The organism is Nakamurella sp., assembly GCF_044224575.1.
Taxonomy (GTDB): domain Bacteria; phylum Actinomycetota; class Actinomycetes; order Mycobacteriales; family Nakamurellaceae; genus Nakamurella.
Genome location: NZ_JBGAKE010000007.1, coordinates 109,391 through 126,381, shown reverse-complemented (window position 1 = coordinate 126,381; position 16,991 = coordinate 109,391). Strand labels below are relative to the sequence as shown.

The window sequence follows — 16,991 nt, the reverse complement described above, 5'->3', positions numbered from 1 at the left end:
TCGCGTTCCCCTGTTCGGGTCGTGGTCGGTGACTGCACGTCAAAGGCATCGGAATTCATTTCCCGGTCGGGTGGTCGTGATTGTCGGTAGGACAATCACGACGTACTTTTGAATTGACGGATACCGGGGGGAATACGTGGCGTCCGCATGGGGGGAGGTGGCGACGATGTCCGCGACGGGCGGTATCTCGGGTCGGCGCCGATTCCTGCTCCGCGGCGCCGTCGTCGCCGGGTTCGCGGCCGGGGCCTGGTTGGTCGGTACGGCGACCGCGTCGGCGGCCGACGCGGACCCGACACCACCAGCGGGCGGGCCCCTCGACGCAGCCGTCGCGGCGGTGACGACCGCCGGGAGCGAGGCCGCCGGACTTCCCGCGATCGCCGCCCAGCCGGGCCTGCCGGTCGCTGCCGTCGGGACCGTGGTCGACGCCGAGACCACCGTGGTCGAGGTGGTGAGTCCGGTAACCGTCGCCGTGGAGCCGGTCGCCGAACCCGTGCAGTCCGTCGTCGAACCCGTCGCCGACGCGGTCGAGCCGGTCATCGACGTGGCGCAGCCCGTCATCGACCCCGTCACCGACGCCGTGCAACCCGTCATCGACCCCGTCACCGACGCCGTCCAACCCGTGATCGACGCGGCGCAGCCCGTCATCGAACCCGTCACCGACGCCGTCCAACCCGTGATCGAGCCCATCGCGGGTGCCGTCCAACCCGCGCTGGAGCCCGTACGGCCGGTCATCCAACCCGTCGTGGATATCGGGCGACCCGTTGCCGGGTCAGCTGATCAGCCTGTTCAGCCGGTCGACTCCCCCACTGGGGCCGGCGATGTCAGCCGCCTCACGGTTCTCGCGGCACTGGCCGAGACGGGCGACCAGCTGGCGGCCGGACGCACCGCGCCGGCCGGGATCGAACGGCCGGCGGTGACGTTCATCGCCCGCCTGCTCGATCCGGGCCGAGCTGGCCTCGGCCCAGACCTCTCGCCGCCGCCCGGCCCGTCCGCGCGGACCATCGCCGAAACCGGCGGCCCCAACCCGGCCCAGCCGTTCGCCCCGAGCCCCGCCGCGGCCGTCCTCGGCGGCCCCGGATGCGGGGCCACCGCCAATGGCGGCACCGGAGGCGGGGGTGGCGGTGGCGCCTGCGCGACCCACCTGGCGTGGCCGCCATCACGCGTCGCGACCGGAAGCCCCGCCGACGGCGGTGCCTCCGTGGGGCCGCACCAACGCCCCCACGACGCGACGATATCCCCGGACTGACCGCCTCCCGCTTTCCGCGGAACCCTGCCGACCGCAGGTGACCCGCGCCGTTCCCCTGCTGCCCCCGACGGCTGCCTGCCGCCACGGTGCGAATTCTGCTGCGCCCAAGAAAGGCGCGCATTCATGAGAACGCGATTCTTCGAAAGTGGGATGGAAATGAACTATTGGCTCAAGCGAGGGCTCGTGATAGCAGCCCTCGGCGCAGGAACAATTCTTGGTGGAGCGTCGATCGCCGCGGCCGACGAACCCGGTGTCGACGACGGCCTGCTCTCGGCCCCGGTAGAGGTCAGCGACCTGACGGTGAGCATTCTGGACGGTTCCGGCGCGGCCTCGCCCGCACCGGACGCCGATCTGCCGGTGGGCGGGGCGCTGGTGTCGGTCCCGGTGCAGGTCTCCGGGGTCGGTGTCGATCTGCTCGACGACCGCGGCGCCGGCCGGCCGGCGCGGTCGCATCCGGGCCCCGAACCCACCGACGCTCCGGCCGCCGAGCCGGTGGTCGACGCACCGGTACAGGTCAGCGACGTGGGTGTCGACATCCTGTCGGGGAGCGACTCCGCGACGGATGGTGCCGACCCGGCCGCCGACGGCGGCTCGGCAGCTTCGGTCTCGGCGCCGATCGAGGTCCGGGACGTCCAGGTCGCCGTGTTGACCACCGAGTCCGCTCCGGCGGCATTCGCACCGGCCGAACCGGCGGCGGGCGGCGAACCGGCCGCCGGAGCGGCGCTGGTCGACGCTCCGATCACCGTGTGCGGCATCGGCGCCGGCATCCTCGGCGACACCGCCGCCGATTGCGAGGCGGGCGGCGAACCGGCCGCCGGAACGGCGCTGGTCGACGCTCCGATCACCGTCTGCGGCATCGGCGCCGGCATCCTCGGCGACACCGCCGCCGGCTGCGGCACCACCGCCGACCCGGCCGGCCCGGGCGGCACCATCGACGTGCCCGTCACCGCGTGCGGTATCGGCGCAGGCATCCTCGGCGACACCGCCGCCGGCTGCGGCACCACCGCCGACCCGGCCGGCCCGGGCGGCTTTCGCTCCGAATCCGATACCCCGCTGCTCACCGCACCGATCGCCGCCTGCGGCATCGGTGCCGGCATCCTCGGCGACACCGCCGCCGGCTGCGGCACCACCGCCGACCCGGCCGGCCCGGGCGGCACCATCGACGTGCCCGTCACTATTTGCGGCATCGGCGCCGGAATCGTCGGCAACACCTCCGCCGATTGCGGCGGGACACCGGTGAACCCCGGCACCCCCGGGAAACCCGGAGACCCCGGTGATCCTGGCAATCCGGTGCTGCCCAGCGACCCCGGCGCGCCCGTCGACACGGTGATCGACCGTCCTGGTGCCGCCCTCCGCCCGGTGGCAGTGCGACCGGCAGTCCTGCCCGTCACCGCACCGTCCGCCGTGACCCGCGGCGCGGGACGCACCGCGTCCGTGGCGACCGCACCCGCGGCGACCATCAGCCGTGATCTGGCGGCGTCCGGCGGCCTCGCCTTCACCGGCGCGCCGCTCGGCACCGCCCTCGGCGTGGCGCTGCTGCTGATCGCCGGCGGCCTGGTGCTGCTGACCCGGCGGGGTGAACGCCGGCGCGACTGGTCGGTCGGCCGAGGATAATTCGGGCTGATCAACTCGGCAGCACACCCGGCAGGTCGGGCGTCGAGTGCCGAGTTGATCAGCGGGCCGGCCCCGCAGATGCGGTTCCCTCATATTGAAACCGTATGCGGGTCGGCGCATCTGCATCAGGCTGATCAACTCGGCAGTGAGTCCGACATTTCGGGAGCATCCTGCCGAGTTGATCAGCCCGGCGCGACCACGCGCCCGCAGTGACGGCGCATTTCGGGCAAACGGGCTCGGCACAGGTGTCGACTGATCAGCCCGCGCGACCACGCGCCCGCAGTGACGGCGCATTTCGGGCAAACGGGCTCGGCACAGGTGTCGACTGATCAGCGCCCCGGCGCGACCACGCGCGTGCAGTGACGGCGCATTTCGGGCAACGGGCTCGGCACAGGTGTCGACTGAGCAGCGTGCGGGCCCGGGGTTCGCCAGCCTGCCTACCGGTAGCCCAGCCATCCGTCCAGTCCGTCGTCCAGCCACGGCCAGCCCTGACCGGAGTCGAACTCCCCCGGCGTGAGCACCATCTCGGTGAACGCCCGACGCCGCTGGTCGCTGCCCCCGCCGGTCCCGGTGATCACCATCCGGGTGGTCAGCGGGCGGGCGGGGCGACCGGCGTCACCCACCGACAGGTGCCCGCCGGTGCCGTCGATGACGCCGAGGCGGTCCGGCCTGGTGGGTACCTGGAAGCGCCCACGGATCCGCACCCGGCCGCCGGCCAGATCCGGCAGTCGCTGCCGGAATCGTTGCGGATGGACCGGTCGCTCACTGATCAGGTCGAGGGTCCAGACCCCGTGCGCGTCCGGGACGGCCGACCGGGACAGCCAGTACGGGTCGATCCGGGCGGCGGCGTCTCCGGCGCAATGGCGAGCCGCGAACAGCTCACGCACGTGGCAGTCGAACAGCTCCCGCCGGCTGCTGCGCCGGCCACGCAGGTGGTCGACGAGGGCGAGCCCCGCAGGATCGGTCCCGGTGGTCAGCACCACGTCGGCGTGCGCGAGCTGGGCGGCCAACACCTCCCCGACCGCCCGGCCGTCCCCCGCGGTCAACGCCAGATCGCGATCGGCCAGCAGGTCGCCGCCCATCAGGTCGTGCTCGACCCGGTCGACGTCGACCACGCAGGCGACGGTGGCCAGCTCGATGCCCAGTCGCCGTCGGTGCGCGGGGTCGGCCAGCGGCCGGGCGGCCGGCCCCGTCGGTCCGGACACGGGCAGGGCCAGCACGACCCGTTGCCACCGGTCCAGCTCGACCATCGCCTCCATCGCCGGCCACAGGTTCTCCCGCTGGACGCACCCGGGGCAGCCGTGCTCAGCCGGCTCGATGTCGTCGGCGATGAGCCCGTGCTCGTCACCGACGACCCGGCGGACGGTGCCGGAGCCCGGGTCCAGATCCTGCCGGACGAAGCCGGTCCCGGGTAGATCGGTGAGCAGCGAGAACACCGCGGCATCCCGCAGCACCGGATCGACGGTGGCGACCACCACCAGGGGGATCATCGTTCGAGACTCCTTGTCCGGGATCAGGTTCGGACCCGCGAGCGGGCCAGCAGGTACACGAAGTAGGGCGCGCCGATCAGCGCGACCGTCAATCCCGCGGGGATCTGCGCCGGGGCGATCACCCACCGGCCGAACGCGTCCGCCGACCCGAGCAGCACCGCCCCCAGCAGCACCGCGACCGGGATCACCCGGGCGTGCCGGCCGCCGACCAGCGCCCGTGCCGCGTGCGGGGCGACCAGGCCGAGGAAGCCGACCACGCCCACCGCCGCGACGGAGGTGGCCGCCAGCACCACCGCCAGCAGCAACACGGTCAGCCGGACGGGCTCCAGCCGGACGCCGACCAGCCGCGGCGTGTCCTCGTCCAGCGCCAGCAGGTCGAGCTCCCGGCGCAGCAGGAGGGCGAGTGGCAGGCCGACGGCCAGCGCGATCGCCACCGGCAGGATCTGCTCGAAGGTGCGGCCGTAGGTGGTCCCGGAGAGCCAGGTGTAGATCCGCGGGGTGTCCCAGGCGTTGGTCCGCAGCAGCAGCAGGGTGGTCACCGCCGAGGCGCCGTACCAGACGCCGATGCCCACCAGGACCAGCCGGTCGGCGCTCAACCCGCCCCGCCAGGTCAGCCCGTAGACGACGCCGAACGCCACCAGCGCGCCCGTCATCGCGGCCGTCAGGATCGCCGTGTTCGACGACCCTTCGGTGCCGAATGCCCCGGCGGTCACCACGATCACCGCGCCCAGGCCGGCCCCGGCGGTGATGCCCAGCAGACCCGGCTCGGCCAGCGGGTTGCGGCAGGTCGCCTGGGCCAGGACTCCGGCGAGCGCGATGGCACCACCGGCCACCATGGCGGCCAGTACCCGCGGAGCCCGCTCGTCCAGCGCGAACCGGACGACGGGCGGGCCCTGCCCGTTCACCCACAGGGCGATGTCGCCGGTGCGCAGCATGGTGTTGCCGACCAGCAGTCCCACCAGCAAGGTGCCGCCGGCCAGCGCCACGCCGGCGAGCAGCACCAGCAGAAAGCGCCGGCGGCGACGGACACCGACCCCGGCGGTCGGTGGCCGCCGGGTCGGCCCGGCGTCCCTGAGCCGACGGGCCAGCAGCACCAGCACGGCCGCGCCGGCGATCGTGGTGACCACCCCGGTCGGGATGGCGATGCCCGCCTCGGCCCCGAACAACGCCCGGACCACGACGTCCGCGGTGATCACCAGGAGGGCGCCGACCAGCCCGGACGCGGGGATGAGCACGGCATGCCGGTTCAGCCCGGGCACGAACCGGCCGAGCAGCCGGACGATGACCGGCGCGCACAGCCCGACGAAGCCGATCGGGCCGGCCAGCGTGACCGCCGCGGCCGTCAACACGACCGCCAGCCCGATGCCGACGATCCGGGTGGATCGCACGGGCACGCCCATGACCGCCGCGGTGTCGTCGCCGAGGGCCATCAGGTCGAGCCGGCGGGCCAGCAGCAGGCCCAGCCCGGTGGCGGCGAGCACCACCGGGGCGGCGTACAGGAACGCGGTCAGGCCGAGCTGGCTCAGCGACCCGGATCCCCAGGCGAACAGGCTGGTCGTGTTCTGGCTGAACAGGATCAGCAGCGTCGTGGTGGCCGCCTGCAAAGCCAGCGCCACCGCCGACCCGGCCAGCAGGATCCGCGTCGTCGCCGTGCCCGCCCCGGACAGGCCGATCACCAGCACGGCGGCCGCCAGGCCACCGGCAAACGCCACCGCGCCGGATGCCCACAGCGGAACGGACAGGCCGAAGGCGGCCACCGCAACGACCGCCAGGTACGAGCCGGCGGTGACCGCCAGGGTGTCCGGTGACGCCAGCGAGTTGCGGGTCAGCGATTGCAGCAGCGCCCCGGCGACGCCCAGCGCGACGCCCACCGCGACGCCGGCGGCCAGCCGGGGCACCCGGGAGCCGATCAGGATCTCCCGGGTCGCGCCCGCCGGTCCGTCCGCCGCCCCACCGACCAGCGCCCACAGATCACCGAGGCCGAGCCCGGAGGTGCCCTGGGTCAGGTGGGCGCCGGCGACCAGCAGCAACGCGCCGGACAGCAGGGCCAGCATCCCGAACGCTCCGAGAACACCTACCATACCGACCTTCTCGACGCGACGCGGCAGTGGCGACGGACCGCCGGACAGGTCGGCCGGCGGGCCGACTGCCACACCGGCCGACGACGCGGGCAGATCGGCCGTCCGGTCGCGGGTGGCGACCGGCCCGGTCGTGGGATCGGACACGGCGCGCAGGCTCAGCCGGTCAGCTGGGCGACGTACGCGTCCAGCACCTGCTGCGCCGAGCGCGGCCCGCCGAAGGTCCAGATTCCCGCCGGGAAGCCATACGCGTGCCCGTCGGCGACGGCGGGCAGCGAGGTCCAGATCGGGTTCTTCGCCAGCTCACCCATCACGTCGCTGTCCGGATCCTCGGTGCCGGTGTGGAACAGCAGGCCGTCACCGACCGCCGTCATCCCCTCGATGTCGGTCTGGCCGAGCCCGTAGGCCGGGTCGACCTCACCGGTCCAGGCGTTGGTGAGACCGAGTTCCTCGCCCAGCTCCCCCACCAGCGACCCCTGCCCGAACGGCCGGATCGACACGTTGCCGCCCTGCACCCAGCCGTCGAAGTAGACGAACTTCTTGCCCGCCGCGTCGGTGCCGGCGACCGCCTGCTTCGCCCCGGCCAGGGATGCGGTGAACTCGTCGACCACCACCTGCGCCCGCTCCTGCCGGCCGGTGGCCTGCGCGATCAGGTTGAACGTGTTCGTCAGCTGGCCGATCGGATCCGCGGTGTCCGCACCCTTGGTGGCCAGCACCGGCACCCCGTATGCGGCCAGCTGCCCGATGATCTCGTCCTGCGCGGTGGAGGCCTCGATGATCACCAGGTCGGGGTCGGTGGCGAACAGCGCGTCCATATTCGGTTCGCCGCGAGTGCCGACGTCGGCCACGCCCGCGGGCAGGGTCTCCGCGGTGTCCCACAGCGTGAAGCCCTTGACGTCGGCGACGGCGACCGGGTCCACGCAGAGCGTCAGCACATCTTCGACCTGCTGCCACTCCAGCACGGCGACCCGCTGCGCCGGCCCGGCCAGCTCGACGGTCCGGCCGAAGGCGTCGGTCAGGCTGACCGGGCCGGTCGCGGTGGTGGTGGTGTCGGCCGAGCAGCCCGTCCGGCCGGTCGCGGACTCCTGCGCCGCCAGGGATTCCGACCCCGACACGGTCGCCTCCGCCGTCGGCGAGCCGGCCGGGGTGCCGGTCGCGGCCGGCGCTGTGGTGCCGCAGGCCGCCAGCACCATCAACAGGGCCGAGCTGAGAATGGTGACGGTGGTACGGGTTCTCATTGGTTCCTCTCGTCGGGGCGACTGCCCGCGTGGGCGTGGGGAGGGTGGTGGCGCAGCTGGTGACGACCCTGCGGTTCGACCCGCAGCCGGCCGGTATCCGGGTCGCCGGCCACCGCGACGGGCAGGCCGTAGACCTCGGTGAGGTGCTCGGCGGTGAGCACCTCGGCGGGCGCGCCGGCGGCTCGAACCCGGCCGGCCGACAGCAGCACGACATGGTCGGCCACGGCCGCCGCCTGGTTCAGGTCGTGCAGGACGACGCCCACCGCGCAGCGGTGATCGTCGGCGAGATCGCGGATCAGGTCAAGGGTCTCGATCTGGTACCGCAGGTCGAGATGGTTGGTCGGCTCGTCGAACAGCAACACGTCGGCCTCCTGCGCCAGGCAGGTGGCCAGCCAGACCCGTTGCAGCTCACCGCCGGAGAGCTGATCAACGCCCCGGCCGGCCATGGCCGTCATGCCGGTCAGCCGCAGGGCCCGGTCGATCGCGGCCCGGTCGGCGTCGCCGAGCGGGGCGAACCGCTTGCGATGCGGGTGCCGGCCGAACGCGATCACGTCCCGAACGGCCAGTCCTGAAGGATGTGGTCGGGACTGGGACAGCAGGGTGACCTTCGTGGCGAAATCGCGGGCGGACAGGGCGGTCACGTCCTGCGTCAGGCCGGCTTCGGCCAGTTCGAGCCGCCCGGCGCCGATCCGGTGCAGCCGGGCGAGCGAACGCAGCACGGTCGATTTGCCGCTCCCGTTCGGGCCGACCAGCGCGGTGACCACGCCCGGCTCGATCCGGATGGAGACGCCATGCACGACCTCGCTGCGCTCGTAGGCGAGCACCAGGTCGGTGGCGGTCAAGCGGGTCACTTGGTGAGCCTAACCTAAGGAAGGTAAGGCTCAGTACATCGATTCCGCCGAGTGGATCACCGTCCGGCTCGGGGCGTGGCGGTCTCGGGAAACAGCGTGCGCAGCAGATCGGCCAGCGTGACGACGCCGAGAGACCGGCCCTTGTCGTCGTGCACGACGGCAAGGTGGGCCCGATCGCGGCGCATGGCCTCCAGCCCCTGGGCGAACGGCGTCGCCGCGGCCAGGTCGAAACTCGGCCGGACGAAGTCGTGCAGCGGCGCGTCGGGATCGGCGACCAGGGTGTCCCGCACGTGCACGATGCCGGTGATGTGCGGGCCGTCACCGACCAGGATCCGCAGATGTCCGGAGTCCCGGGCGGCCCGCCGTACGTCCTGCACCGTGGCCTCCGGATGCACCTGGGTGGGCCGGACGTCGGTGCGGACCAGTGCGCCGATGGTCAGCGCCGGCAGGTCGAGGGCGGTGGCCAGCCGGCGCGAGTAGTCCGCGCCGAGGGTGCCGACGTCGGCGGAGTGCTCGACGAGTTGCCGCAGCGTCTGCGGGTTCTGACCGCTGGCCAGTTCCTCGACGGGCTGGACGCCGACCAACCGCACGCAGGCGTTGGCCCACGAGTTCAGCGCGATCAGCATGGGCCGGAACAACCACATGAATGCGCGCATCGGCAGGGCCAGCAGGATCGCCGACCGCTCCGGATGGGCGATCGCCCACGACTTGGGCGCCATCTCACCGATGACCAGATGGAGGAAGGTCACGATCAGCAGCGACAGCACGAACGCGGCGGCGTCGGCCAGCCAGAGCGAAAGGTTCAGCGCGGTCAACGGTCCGGCCACCAGGTCCTGCACCGCCGGTTTGGTCACCGCACCCAGGGCCAGGGTGCACGCGGTGATCCCCAGTTGCGACCCGGCCAGCACGACGGTCAACTCGGCCGAGCTGCGCAGCGCCGCCCGGGCCGACCGGCTGCGCGGCGCGGCGTCCGCCAAGCGGTGCCGCCTGGCCGCCAGCAGCGCGAACTCGACCGCGACGAAGAACGCGCTGAGCGCGATCAGCGCAATGGTGGCGACGATCGCCCACCCGGTCCCGGACATCACGACTCCCCCGGTGCCGCGTCGATGACGGTGAGCGTGATCCGGGACGGTACGTGCCGGGCGACCTCGTCCACCCGCAACCACGCCGTCGGCGACGACGGCCGTTCCGACCCGGCCGACGTGGCGGGGTCGGGCGGCAGCGGCACCTCGATCCGGTGCCCGACCCGGGGGAAGCCACCGCACCGGGCGATGGCCAGCCCCGCGAGGGTCTCGTAGTCGCCCGCCGGCAGCTGACGGCCGATCAACCGTTGCACCTCGTCCACCGGCAGATCACCGGGCAACGACCAGCCGACCGGGGAGGGATCCGGAACCAGCAGGGGCGGTCCGGCCGGATCGTGTTCATCGGCGATCTCCCCTACCAGTTCCTCGGCCAGGTCCTCGACGGTGAGAACCCCGACGAATCCGCCGTACTCGTCGAGCACGCAGGCGAGTTGGTTCCCGGAACCGACCAGCTCGGCCAGGGCGCGGGGCAGGCCGAGCACCGTGGGGACGAACAGCGGCGGACGCATCAGGTCGCCCGCGGTGCGGCGTCCATCGGCCCGGTCCGCCAGATCCAGGACGTCCGGCAGATGCACCACGCCCACCACATCATCCGCGTCGTCGAGCACCGGGTAACGGGAATGCCCCGCACTCATCATCTCTCGGACTCGTGGCAGGTCGACGTCGGTGCGCAGCACGCCCACCCGGGCGCGCGGGATCATGGCGTGCTCCACCGTCCGGTGCGGGAAGTCGATCACCCGGTCGAGCAGGATGGACAGATCCCGGGGCAGGTCGCCGCTGTCCCGCGAGGCGGCGACGATGTGCTCGAGGTCGCGGAGCGTGGCGGAGTGCTCGACGTCGTGTACCGGTTCGATCCGCAGCAGCCGGAGCAACAGGTTGGACGACTTGTCGAAAACGGCGATCAGGGCGCCGAAGACGGTCAGGTAGATGCCGGTCGACCGGGCCAGGGCGGTTGCGACCGGCTCGGGCCGGGCGATGGCCAGGTTCTTCGGGAACAGCTCGCCCAGCAGCATCTGGACGAAGGTGGACAGGGCCAGCGCGAGCACGGTGCCGATGGTGATGCCGACGGCGGCCGGCACGGAGATTCCACCCAGCGCCGTCCCGATGGCCGCTCCGATCAGCGGCTCCGCGACGTAGCCGACGAGCAGGCCGGTGACGGTGATGCCCAGTTGTGCCCCGGAGAGCATGAACGAGGTGCGTCGGGTGATGGACAACGCTCTCGTCGCGCCGGCGTCGCCGGCGGCCGCCGCGGCCCTGAGCCGGGAGCGGTCCACGGACATGTAGGCGAACTCCTGCGCCACGAAGTAGGCGGTGGCGGCGGTGATGATCAGCACGACGAGGACGCCGAGCAGCAGGGAAAGGGGCCAGATCATCGGGCCGACCCCGCCGGCACGGAGGGCGCACTGCCGGGCTGGAGCCCGGCGCCGGGTCTGTCGGTGGGAACGCTCATGTCACTTTCGGTCGTCGGTGGATGGCGCACGGTGAACGCGCAACGCGATCGTGAAGTTCCCGAGTCTTTTCCCACTTCAACGTATAGCGCACCCGGGGGCTTGCGGCAAGACCCCGGTACGCGCGCAGAATCGCGGGCCGAGGCCGGCGCGCGGGGACGTCCCGGCCCCTGGCGATGGGAGCCGCCCGATGAACACCGACATGAATGCGTTGCCCAGCACCGTGTTCGACCTGCCCGACCGGCTGGCCGGCAAGGCCGACCCGACGTTGATCGAGGAGGACGAGCGGCATTTCGCCGCCATCGCGCAGACGCTGGAACGATCGATCACCGAGCTGTCCGAGCGGTTGGGCGCCGCCCGCTTGGAGCGCGGCGGGGCCGGGCAGGTGGCGATGGAGCGGGACCAGGAGATCCACCGGCTGACCGCCCGCCGGCGCACCCTGCGCCGGTACGGCCTGGACCTGTGCCTGGGCCGGATGGTGCCGACCGACGGCGCCGAGCCGGTCTACGTGGGCCGGCTCGGCCTGCGGGATACCACCGGCCGATCGCTGTTGATCGACTGGCGCTCCCCCGCCGCCGAACCGTTCTTCGGCGCCACCCACGGCGACCCGATGGGCCTGGCCAGCCGCCGCCGGTACCGCTGGGCCCGCGGTCGGATCACCGACTACTGGGACGAAGTGTTCGACCCCGACCGGCTGGACGGGCAGGCGGCGCTCGACGACCAGTCCGCGTTCATCGCCAGTCTCGGCGGCACCCGATCCGACCGGATGCGCGACGTGCTGGGCACCATCCAGGCCGATCAGGACGCCATCATCCGGGCCGGTTCGGCCGGCACATTGGTGGTCGACGGCGGTCCCGGCACGGGCAAGACGGTGGTCGCGCTGCACCGCTGCGCCTACCTGCTGTATGCGGATCCGCGGCTCGGCCACCGGCGAGGCGGGCTGCTGTTCGTCGGGCCGCATCAGCCCTACCTCTCGTACGTCTCCGACGTGCTGCCCAGCCTCGGCGAGGAAGGAGTGCAGACCTGCACGCTGCGCGACCTGGTGGCCGAGGGTCCGAGAGCCGCGATCGAGCAGGACCCGGAGGTGGCGCGGCTCAAGGCGTCGGCGGACATGGTCGCGGCGATCGAGACGGCCGTCCGGTTCTACGAGGAGGCGCCGACCGAGGACCTGACGGTGCCGACGCCCTGGTCCGAGCTCCGCCTGACCGCCGCCGATTGGACCGAGGGATTCGACGCGGTCGAATCCGGCACCCCGCACAACCAGGCGCGCGAGACGATCCGGGACACGCTGATCGCGATCCTGCTGGACCAGGACAGCACCGCGCCGGCCGGTCCATTGCGACAGTCACTGCGGCGCAATCGCGAACTCAACGCCGCGTTGAACAGGGCCTGGCCGCTGATCGAGGCCGCCGACCTCGTCTCCGACCTGTGGTCGGTCCCGGCCTACCTCCGGCTGTGCGCGCCCTGGCTCGACGCCGATCAGGTCCGCCGGCTGCAGCGAGCGGACGCCACGGCGTGGACGGTGCCGGATCTGCCCCTGCTGGACGCGGCCCGGCGCCGGCTCGGCGACCCGGCCGCGGCCGGGCGAGCCCGCCGCCGGGAGACCGCGGTCGCCGCGCGGAACGACGAGATGTCCCGAGTGGTCGACCATCTCATCGAGACCGACGATTCGGAGATGGCCGTCATGTCGATGCTGCGGGGCCAGGACTTCCGCGAGGCCCTGGTCGACGAGGACGCGCTGCCCGGCGGCGATCCCGACGGCCTCGCCCGTACCTACGCCCACGTCGTCGTGGACGAGGCGCAGGAGCTGACCGACGGGGAATGGCAGATGCTGCTGGCCCGGTGCCCGTCCCGGAGCTTCACCATCGTCGGCGACCGGGCGCAGGCCCGGCACGGCTTCACCGAGTCGTGGGCACAGCGGCTCGAGCGGGTCGGTCTCGACCGGATCCGGGTGGCGTCCCTGACGATCAACTACCGGACGCCGGCGGAGGTGATGCAGCGGGCGGAGCCGGTGATCCGGGCCGCCATCCCGGACGCCAACGTCCCCACGTCGGTCCGCCGCACCGGGCGTCCGGTCCGGTATGCGGCCCGCGCCGGCCTACGGCCATTGCTGGATGCCTGGCTGGCCGACCACCCGGACGGGATCGCCTGCGTCATCGGGGATCCCGCGTTCGAGGCGACCCCACGGGTGCGGTCATCGAGCCCGGAACTGGTCAAGGGGCTGGAGTTCGACCTGGTCGTGCTGGTCGACCCGGACTCGTTCGGCGGCGGCATCGAGGGCGCCGTCGACCGGTACGTCGCCATGACCCGGGCCACCCAGCAGCTGATCGTGCTCACCGGAAGCTGAAGCGAGCAGCGTCTGCGGATGCAGCTCGCGCAGCTCCGACAAGCCGGCAAGGGCCCGCAGTTCGGCGAGCTGGCGGCGCAGTTCGGCGATCTCCGGGCCGAACTGGCCGACGGTGTCCGCTTGCGCCCCGGCCACCACGGCGCGCAGCTTGCGCACCGCGGTGAGCGTGCCGGCGACCGCGGTGGGGATGCGCTCGGGGCCGAGCACGAACACGCCGACGAGCAGGATGATGCCGATCTGACCCCAGGACAGGCCGAACATGGTGACGTCTCCGTTCTCGGAAAGGGTCAGATCGGGGCGACGGTCTCGCGTGGGCCTGGCTCGCAGTCCGCCGGCTCCGGCTCGGCGCGGCGTCCGGCGATCCGGCGGTCACGCCGTCGGGTGACCTGGACGGCCACCTCGTAGAGCAGGATCAGCGCGACCGCCAGGGCGCCCATGGTGATCGGGTCGTTGCCGGGGACGACCAGGCCGGCGAAGACGACCAACCCGAAGATCGCGTAGCGCCGCGACCGGGCCAGCCGCTCGCCGGTCAGCACACCCGCGGAGTTGAGCATGATCAGCAGCAACGGCAGTTCGAAGGAGACCCCGAAGATGATGAGCATGGCGATCAGGAACGAGAAGTAGCTCTCGGGTGAGAGTGCCGTGACGGTGGAGTCCCCACCGAATTCGAGCAGGACGGTCAGTCCCTCCCGGATGACCAGGTAGGCCAGGACGGCGCCGGCGGCGAACAGCAGCCCGCCGACAACCCCGAACGCGCTCGCGTAGCGGCGTTCCCGCGCATGCAGCGCAGGGGTGACGAACGCCCACAGCTGATGCAGCCAGATCGGCGCGGTGAGCACGCTGCCGGCGATGAGGGCCGACTTGAGCTGCAACTCCACCGCCGAGAACGGGCCGGTGGCCAGCAATTGGCAGGAGCTGTCGTCGCCGAACGTCACCCGGCTCTCGGCCGGCACCGCACAGTAGGGGCCGGTGAGGATGTCGCCCAGGCTGGGCAGCCCGATGGCCGGGATGCCGTTGGCGAACCAGAGGAAGCCGACCGCGGTGCCGGCGGCTACGGCCAGGGTGACCGCGAGCAGCCGGCGGCGCAGTTCGTGCAGGTGGTCGAGAACGGCCATGGTGCCGTCGGCCGGCGGGGCGGGGCGACGGCGGGGGAACCACAGCCGGGACAGGCGCGGGGACATGACCGGTGAGTGCCTTTCGGTGCCGGGCCGAGCCCGGTCAACTGGACCGGGCCGCCCCGGATGCCGGCGTGGTGGCCACCGGCGGGATGGGCGCCGCGGCGTCGGGCGCCGGAGTGATTCCGGCCGCCGTGGCGGTCGGTGCCCCGACCGTCGCCGCCGACTGCTCGTCGTCATGCATCGCCGACACCTCGGACTTGAGGATGCGCAGCGACCGGCCGACGCCGCGCGCGGCCTCGGGAAGCTTCTTGGCCCCGAACAGCAGGATGAACGCGCCGCCGATGATCAACCAGTGCCACCAGGACAGTCCGCCCATGGTCTACCTCCAGGAATGGTGGGATACGCCCGTCCAACCGGACGCCGCATCGCGATCGATGGTGTCGAATAGCCTTCGGATCAGCTGCCGGCCATGGTGGGCGCGGCGCCGCCCGACGGCGGGGCGCCCATGTCTCCCGGCGGCGTGCCGCCACCGCCGGGACCGCCCATGCCACCACCGCCCGACATGCCGCCGCCGGTCTGCTCGGTGGTCGCGTCGACCCCGAAGGTCAGTTCCACCACGTAGCCATTGGCGACGTCACCGGTGACGGTCGCCAACTGGGTCACCCCGTCGGTGTCACCGAAGACGTTGTCGTCGGAGATGCTGGTGAACCGGCCGAAGTTCGTGGCCGACGATTCGTACCCGGCGGTCGCGTAGACGGTGTCGCAGACATCCGCGGGGAACGCCAGCTGCGAGGTGGAGATGCTCAGGTCGTGGTCGGAGATGCTCCCCTCGTCCGGGTACACCTCGAAGTGCACGTGCGGCCATCGGCCCGAGTAGCAGGCCGGGAAGATGCTGGTGTACTCGACAACGCCGTTCGCGTCGGCGATCTGCACGCCGCGCAGGTAGTTCTCGTTCTCCACTCCTGTGGAGTACATGGAATAGTTGCCGTCCCGGTCACAGTGCCAGACGTAGACGGCGGCGCCGGCGTACGGCACCTGCCGGCCGCCCTCGATGTTGTAGGCGGTGAGCCGGAGCGTCATCGGGACACCTTCCGCCGTGGTGGTGGATGTCCCGAAGCTGGAGCGGATGTCGCTGCGAACGATGCCGCTCTGCTCCAGCACGTCCGGGCCGTTGGTGCCGTCGCCCGGGTAGGGACCGTTGGTCTCGTCGGGAATCTCGGTCAGCGTGCCGGCCGCCGCGGATCCGCCGGTCGCGGCCGACGAAGAGCTCGACGCGGCCGACGTCGAACTCGCGGCGGACGACGAATTGGCGGCGGACGACGTCGCGTTGACGCCGCAGGCGGCCAGCCCCAGGGTGACGGCGCCGAAACCGAAGGCCTGCAGCATCCGGCGACGGCTGAGCAGGGTGGTCACGTCGAAAGACAGTCCCTGGTCGACCAGTTCGTCGTCCGGACGGGCGAGCGGGCGTCCCTCGTAGGTCGGGCGGCTCTGGGCAGGCATGAACACTCCTCGGGTATGCGGATCGGCGGGCGGATCGACGCGGCGGTGATCCGGCTCGTGGTGCTGTGATCCACCCTGGGCGAGCGACCCGGCCGGAGCCTGTTCCCCGGCTGTAGGAGTCCTGTGAACGCAGATGCGGTGGAGCGCTCGGCGGCCCGAGGCTCAGGCCGGCCGGACCAGCGTGCCGATGAGCCACCGGGCGCCGGTGCGCAACTCGCCCGCAGCACCCGCGTCGCCGCCGATGTGCCGCACCAGGCAGTTCTCGAACAGCCCGTCGAAGGTGGCGTAGGCGACGAGCGTGGAGACGACCGGCCGGCCGCCGGCCAGCGCGGCGTACCGCTGCACGACGCGCCAGATCATGGCCTCGAGTTGGGCGTCCAGCTCGGCGACCGTCGGCCGCAGGATGTCTTCGAATGTCGACTGGGAACGCAGGTCGTACCACAGCCGATGCAGGGCGAAATCCTCGCGCATGGTGGTGACCAGCGCCTCGGCGAAGTCGTCCGCCAGGGCCGCCGCGGTCCCGGCCCCGGCGATCACCGCGTCGTAGCGGGTCACGCAGGTGGCCTTGTAGCGGCGCACGCAGAACGTGATGAGCTCGATCTTGTCGCGGAAGTAGTAGTGCAGCACACCGTGCGAGAAGGTCGTCTTCTGGGCGATCTCGCGCAGGCTCGTGCGCGCGTAGCCGAGCTCACCGAGGGTGACCAGGGCGGCGTCGGCCAGCTCGTTCCGGCGCGCATCGAACTTGTCGACGCTGCGGCGATCGAACCGGCTCGGCTCGACGACCCGCGTCGTCTCCACCTGTGTCATCGGCCTCCTTCCCTGCCACGGCCCACCGCGCACGCGGATGAATGCCACCCGTCACCCCTCAGGTTACGTCCGGCGTCATCTTGACAAGTGTCCAGAGAACTCTTGACAACTGTCAAGACATTGCCGCAGCCTGGGCACCTCGGCTGCACCGTCGGAACGACGGCAGCGCCGG

General features: G+C 72.2%; 13 protein-coding genes. 3 read left to right on the top strand and 10 right to left on the bottom strand.

Going from position 1 to position 16,991, the window contains the following annotated elements:
* The first annotated feature begins 166 nt into the window (after positions 1-166).
* Positions 167-1,246, top strand: a complete 1,080-nt coding sequence (locus tag ACILSK_RS10110; protein ID WP_395727020.1) for a hypothetical protein — start codon at positions 167-169, stop codon at positions 1,244-1,246.
* 123 nt (positions 1,247-1,369) lie between these two features.
* Positions 1,370-2,860 (top strand): hypothetical protein, encoded by a 1,491-nt coding sequence (locus tag ACILSK_RS10105; RefSeq protein WP_395727019.1) that lies wholly within the window; start codon positions 1,370-1,372, stop codon positions 2,858-2,860.
* A 437-nt stretch (positions 2,861-3,297) separates the two neighbouring features.
* On the opposite strand, the gene ACILSK_RS10100 is transcribed toward ACILSK_RS10105, so the two are convergent.
* The 6 genes from ACILSK_RS10100 to ACILSK_RS10075 all read right to left on the bottom strand — a co-directional run bounded on the left by ACILSK_RS10100 (position 3,298) and on the right by ACILSK_RS10075 (position 10,972).
* Positions 3,298-4,350: a GTP-binding protein gene (locus tag ACILSK_RS10100; RefSeq protein ID WP_395727018.1), complete on the bottom strand. Its 1,053-nt coding sequence runs from the start codon at positions 4,348-4,350 to the stop codon at positions 3,298-3,300.
* A gap of 23 nt (positions 4,351-4,373) precedes the next feature.
* Complete coding sequence (locus ACILSK_RS10095) at positions 4,374-6,431, bottom strand: iron ABC transporter permease (RefSeq protein WP_395727138.1); 2,058 nt, start codon at positions 6,429-6,431, stop codon at positions 4,374-4,376.
* 155 nt (positions 6,432-6,586) lie between these two features.
* Complete coding sequence (locus ACILSK_RS10090; protein ID WP_395727017.1) at positions 6,587-7,666, bottom strand: ABC transporter substrate-binding protein; 1,080 nt, start codon at positions 7,664-7,666, stop codon at positions 6,587-6,589.
* Complete coding sequence (locus ACILSK_RS10085) at positions 7,663-8,517, bottom strand: ABC transporter ATP-binding protein (protein ID WP_395727016.1); 855 nt, start codon at positions 8,515-8,517, stop codon at positions 7,663-7,665. Before ACILSK_RS10085 ends, ACILSK_RS10090 begins: the two co-directional genes overlap by 4 nt.
* A gap of 56 nt (positions 8,518-8,573) precedes the next feature.
* Positions 8,574-9,599: a hemolysin family protein gene (locus ACILSK_RS10080; protein ID WP_395727015.1), complete on the bottom strand. Its 1,026-nt coding sequence runs from the start codon at positions 9,597-9,599 to the stop codon at positions 8,574-8,576.
* Positions 9,599-10,972, bottom strand: a complete 1,374-nt coding sequence (locus ACILSK_RS10075; protein WP_395727014.1) for a hemolysin family protein — start codon at positions 10,970-10,972, stop codon at positions 9,599-9,601. The genes ACILSK_RS10080 and ACILSK_RS10075 overlap by 1 nt, the downstream gene beginning before the upstream one ends.
* Before the next feature lie 277 nt (positions 10,973-11,249).
* Here ACILSK_RS10075 and helR point away from each other — a divergent pair, with 277 nt between their 5' ends.
* Positions 11,250-13,394, top strand: coding sequence for an RNA polymerase recycling motor ATPase HelR (helR, locus tag ACILSK_RS10070; RefSeq protein WP_395727137.1), 2,145 nt, complete (start codon positions 11,250-11,252; stop codon positions 13,392-13,394).
* Between the two features lie 287 nt (positions 13,395-13,681).
* Here the strand turns inward: helR and tatC are convergent, their stop codons facing one another.
* The 4 genes from tatC to ACILSK_RS10050 form a co-directional block, all read right to left on the bottom strand.
* Positions 13,682-14,575, bottom strand: coding sequence for a twin-arginine translocase subunit TatC (gene tatC / locus ACILSK_RS10065; protein WP_395727013.1), 894 nt, complete (start codon positions 14,573-14,575; stop codon positions 13,682-13,684).
* Between the two features lie 37 nt (positions 14,576-14,612).
* A complete protein-coding gene (gene tatA, locus ACILSK_RS10060) occupies positions 14,613-14,888 on the bottom strand; it encodes a Sec-independent protein translocase subunit TatA (protein WP_395727012.1) in 276 nt (91 codons plus the stop codon).
* An 80-nt stretch (positions 14,889-14,968) separates the two neighbouring features.
* Positions 14,969-16,012, bottom strand: a complete 1,044-nt coding sequence (locus tag ACILSK_RS10055; protein WP_395727011.1) for an intradiol ring-cleavage dioxygenase — start codon at positions 16,010-16,012, stop codon at positions 14,969-14,971.
* Positions 16,013-16,174: 162 nt separating this feature from the next.
* The gene (locus tag ACILSK_RS10050; RefSeq protein ID WP_395727010.1) at positions 16,175-16,819 is read right to left on the bottom strand and encodes a TetR/AcrR family transcriptional regulator; all 645 of its coding nucleotides are present in this window, start codon (positions 16,817-16,819) and stop codon (positions 16,175-16,177) included.
* Positions 16,820-16,991 lie beyond the last annotated feature (172 nt).

What these genes read in the sequence shown, in the direction of transcription:
- ACILSK_RS10100 (WP_395727018.1), bottom strand. Translation starts at nt 4,350, where the DNA reads ATGATCCCCCTGGTGGTGGTCGCCACCGTCGATCCGGTGCTGCGGGAT.
- ACILSK_RS10090 (WP_395727017.1), bottom strand. Translation starts at nt 7,666, where the DNA reads ATGAGAACCCGTACCACCGTCACCATTCTCAGCTCGGCCCTGTTGATG.
- helR (WP_395727137.1), top strand. Translation starts at nt 11,250, where the DNA reads ATGAATGCGTTGCCCAGCACCGTGTTCGACCTGCCCGACCGGCTGGCC.
- ACILSK_RS10075 (WP_395727014.1), bottom strand. Translation starts at nt 10,972, where the DNA reads ATGATCTGGCCCCTTTCCCTGCTGCTCGGCGTCCTCGTCGTGCTGATC.
- ACILSK_RS10080 (WP_395727015.1), bottom strand. Translation starts at nt 9,599, where the DNA reads ATGTCCGGGACCGGGTGGGCGATCGTCGCCACCATTGCGCTGATCGCG.
- ACILSK_RS10105 (WP_395727019.1), top strand. Translation starts at nt 1,370, where the DNA reads ATGAGAACGCGATTCTTCGAAAGTGGGATGGAAATGAACTATTGGCTC.
- ACILSK_RS10110 (WP_395727020.1), top strand. Translation starts at nt 167, where the DNA reads ATGTCCGCGACGGGCGGTATCTCGGGTCGGCGCCGATTCCTGCTCCGC.
- ACILSK_RS10050 (WP_395727010.1), bottom strand. Translation starts at nt 16,819, where the DNA reads ATGACACAGGTGGAGACGACGCGGGTCGTCGAGCCGAGCCGGTTCGAT.
- ACILSK_RS10055 (WP_395727011.1), bottom strand. Translation starts at nt 16,012, where the DNA reads ATGCCTGCCCAGAGCCGCCCGACCTACGAGGGACGCCCGCTCGCCCGT.
- tatA (WP_395727012.1), bottom strand. Translation starts at nt 14,888, where the DNA reads ATGGGCGGACTGTCCTGGTGGCACTGGTTGATCATCGGCGGCGCGTTC.
- ACILSK_RS10095 (WP_395727138.1), bottom strand. Translation starts at nt 6,431, where the DNA reads ATGGTAGGTGTTCTCGGAGCGTTCGGGATGCTGGCCCTGCTGTCCGGC.
- tatC (WP_395727013.1), bottom strand. Translation starts at nt 14,575, where the DNA reads ATGTCCCCGCGCCTGTCCCGGCTGTGGTTCCCCCGCCGTCGCCCCGCC.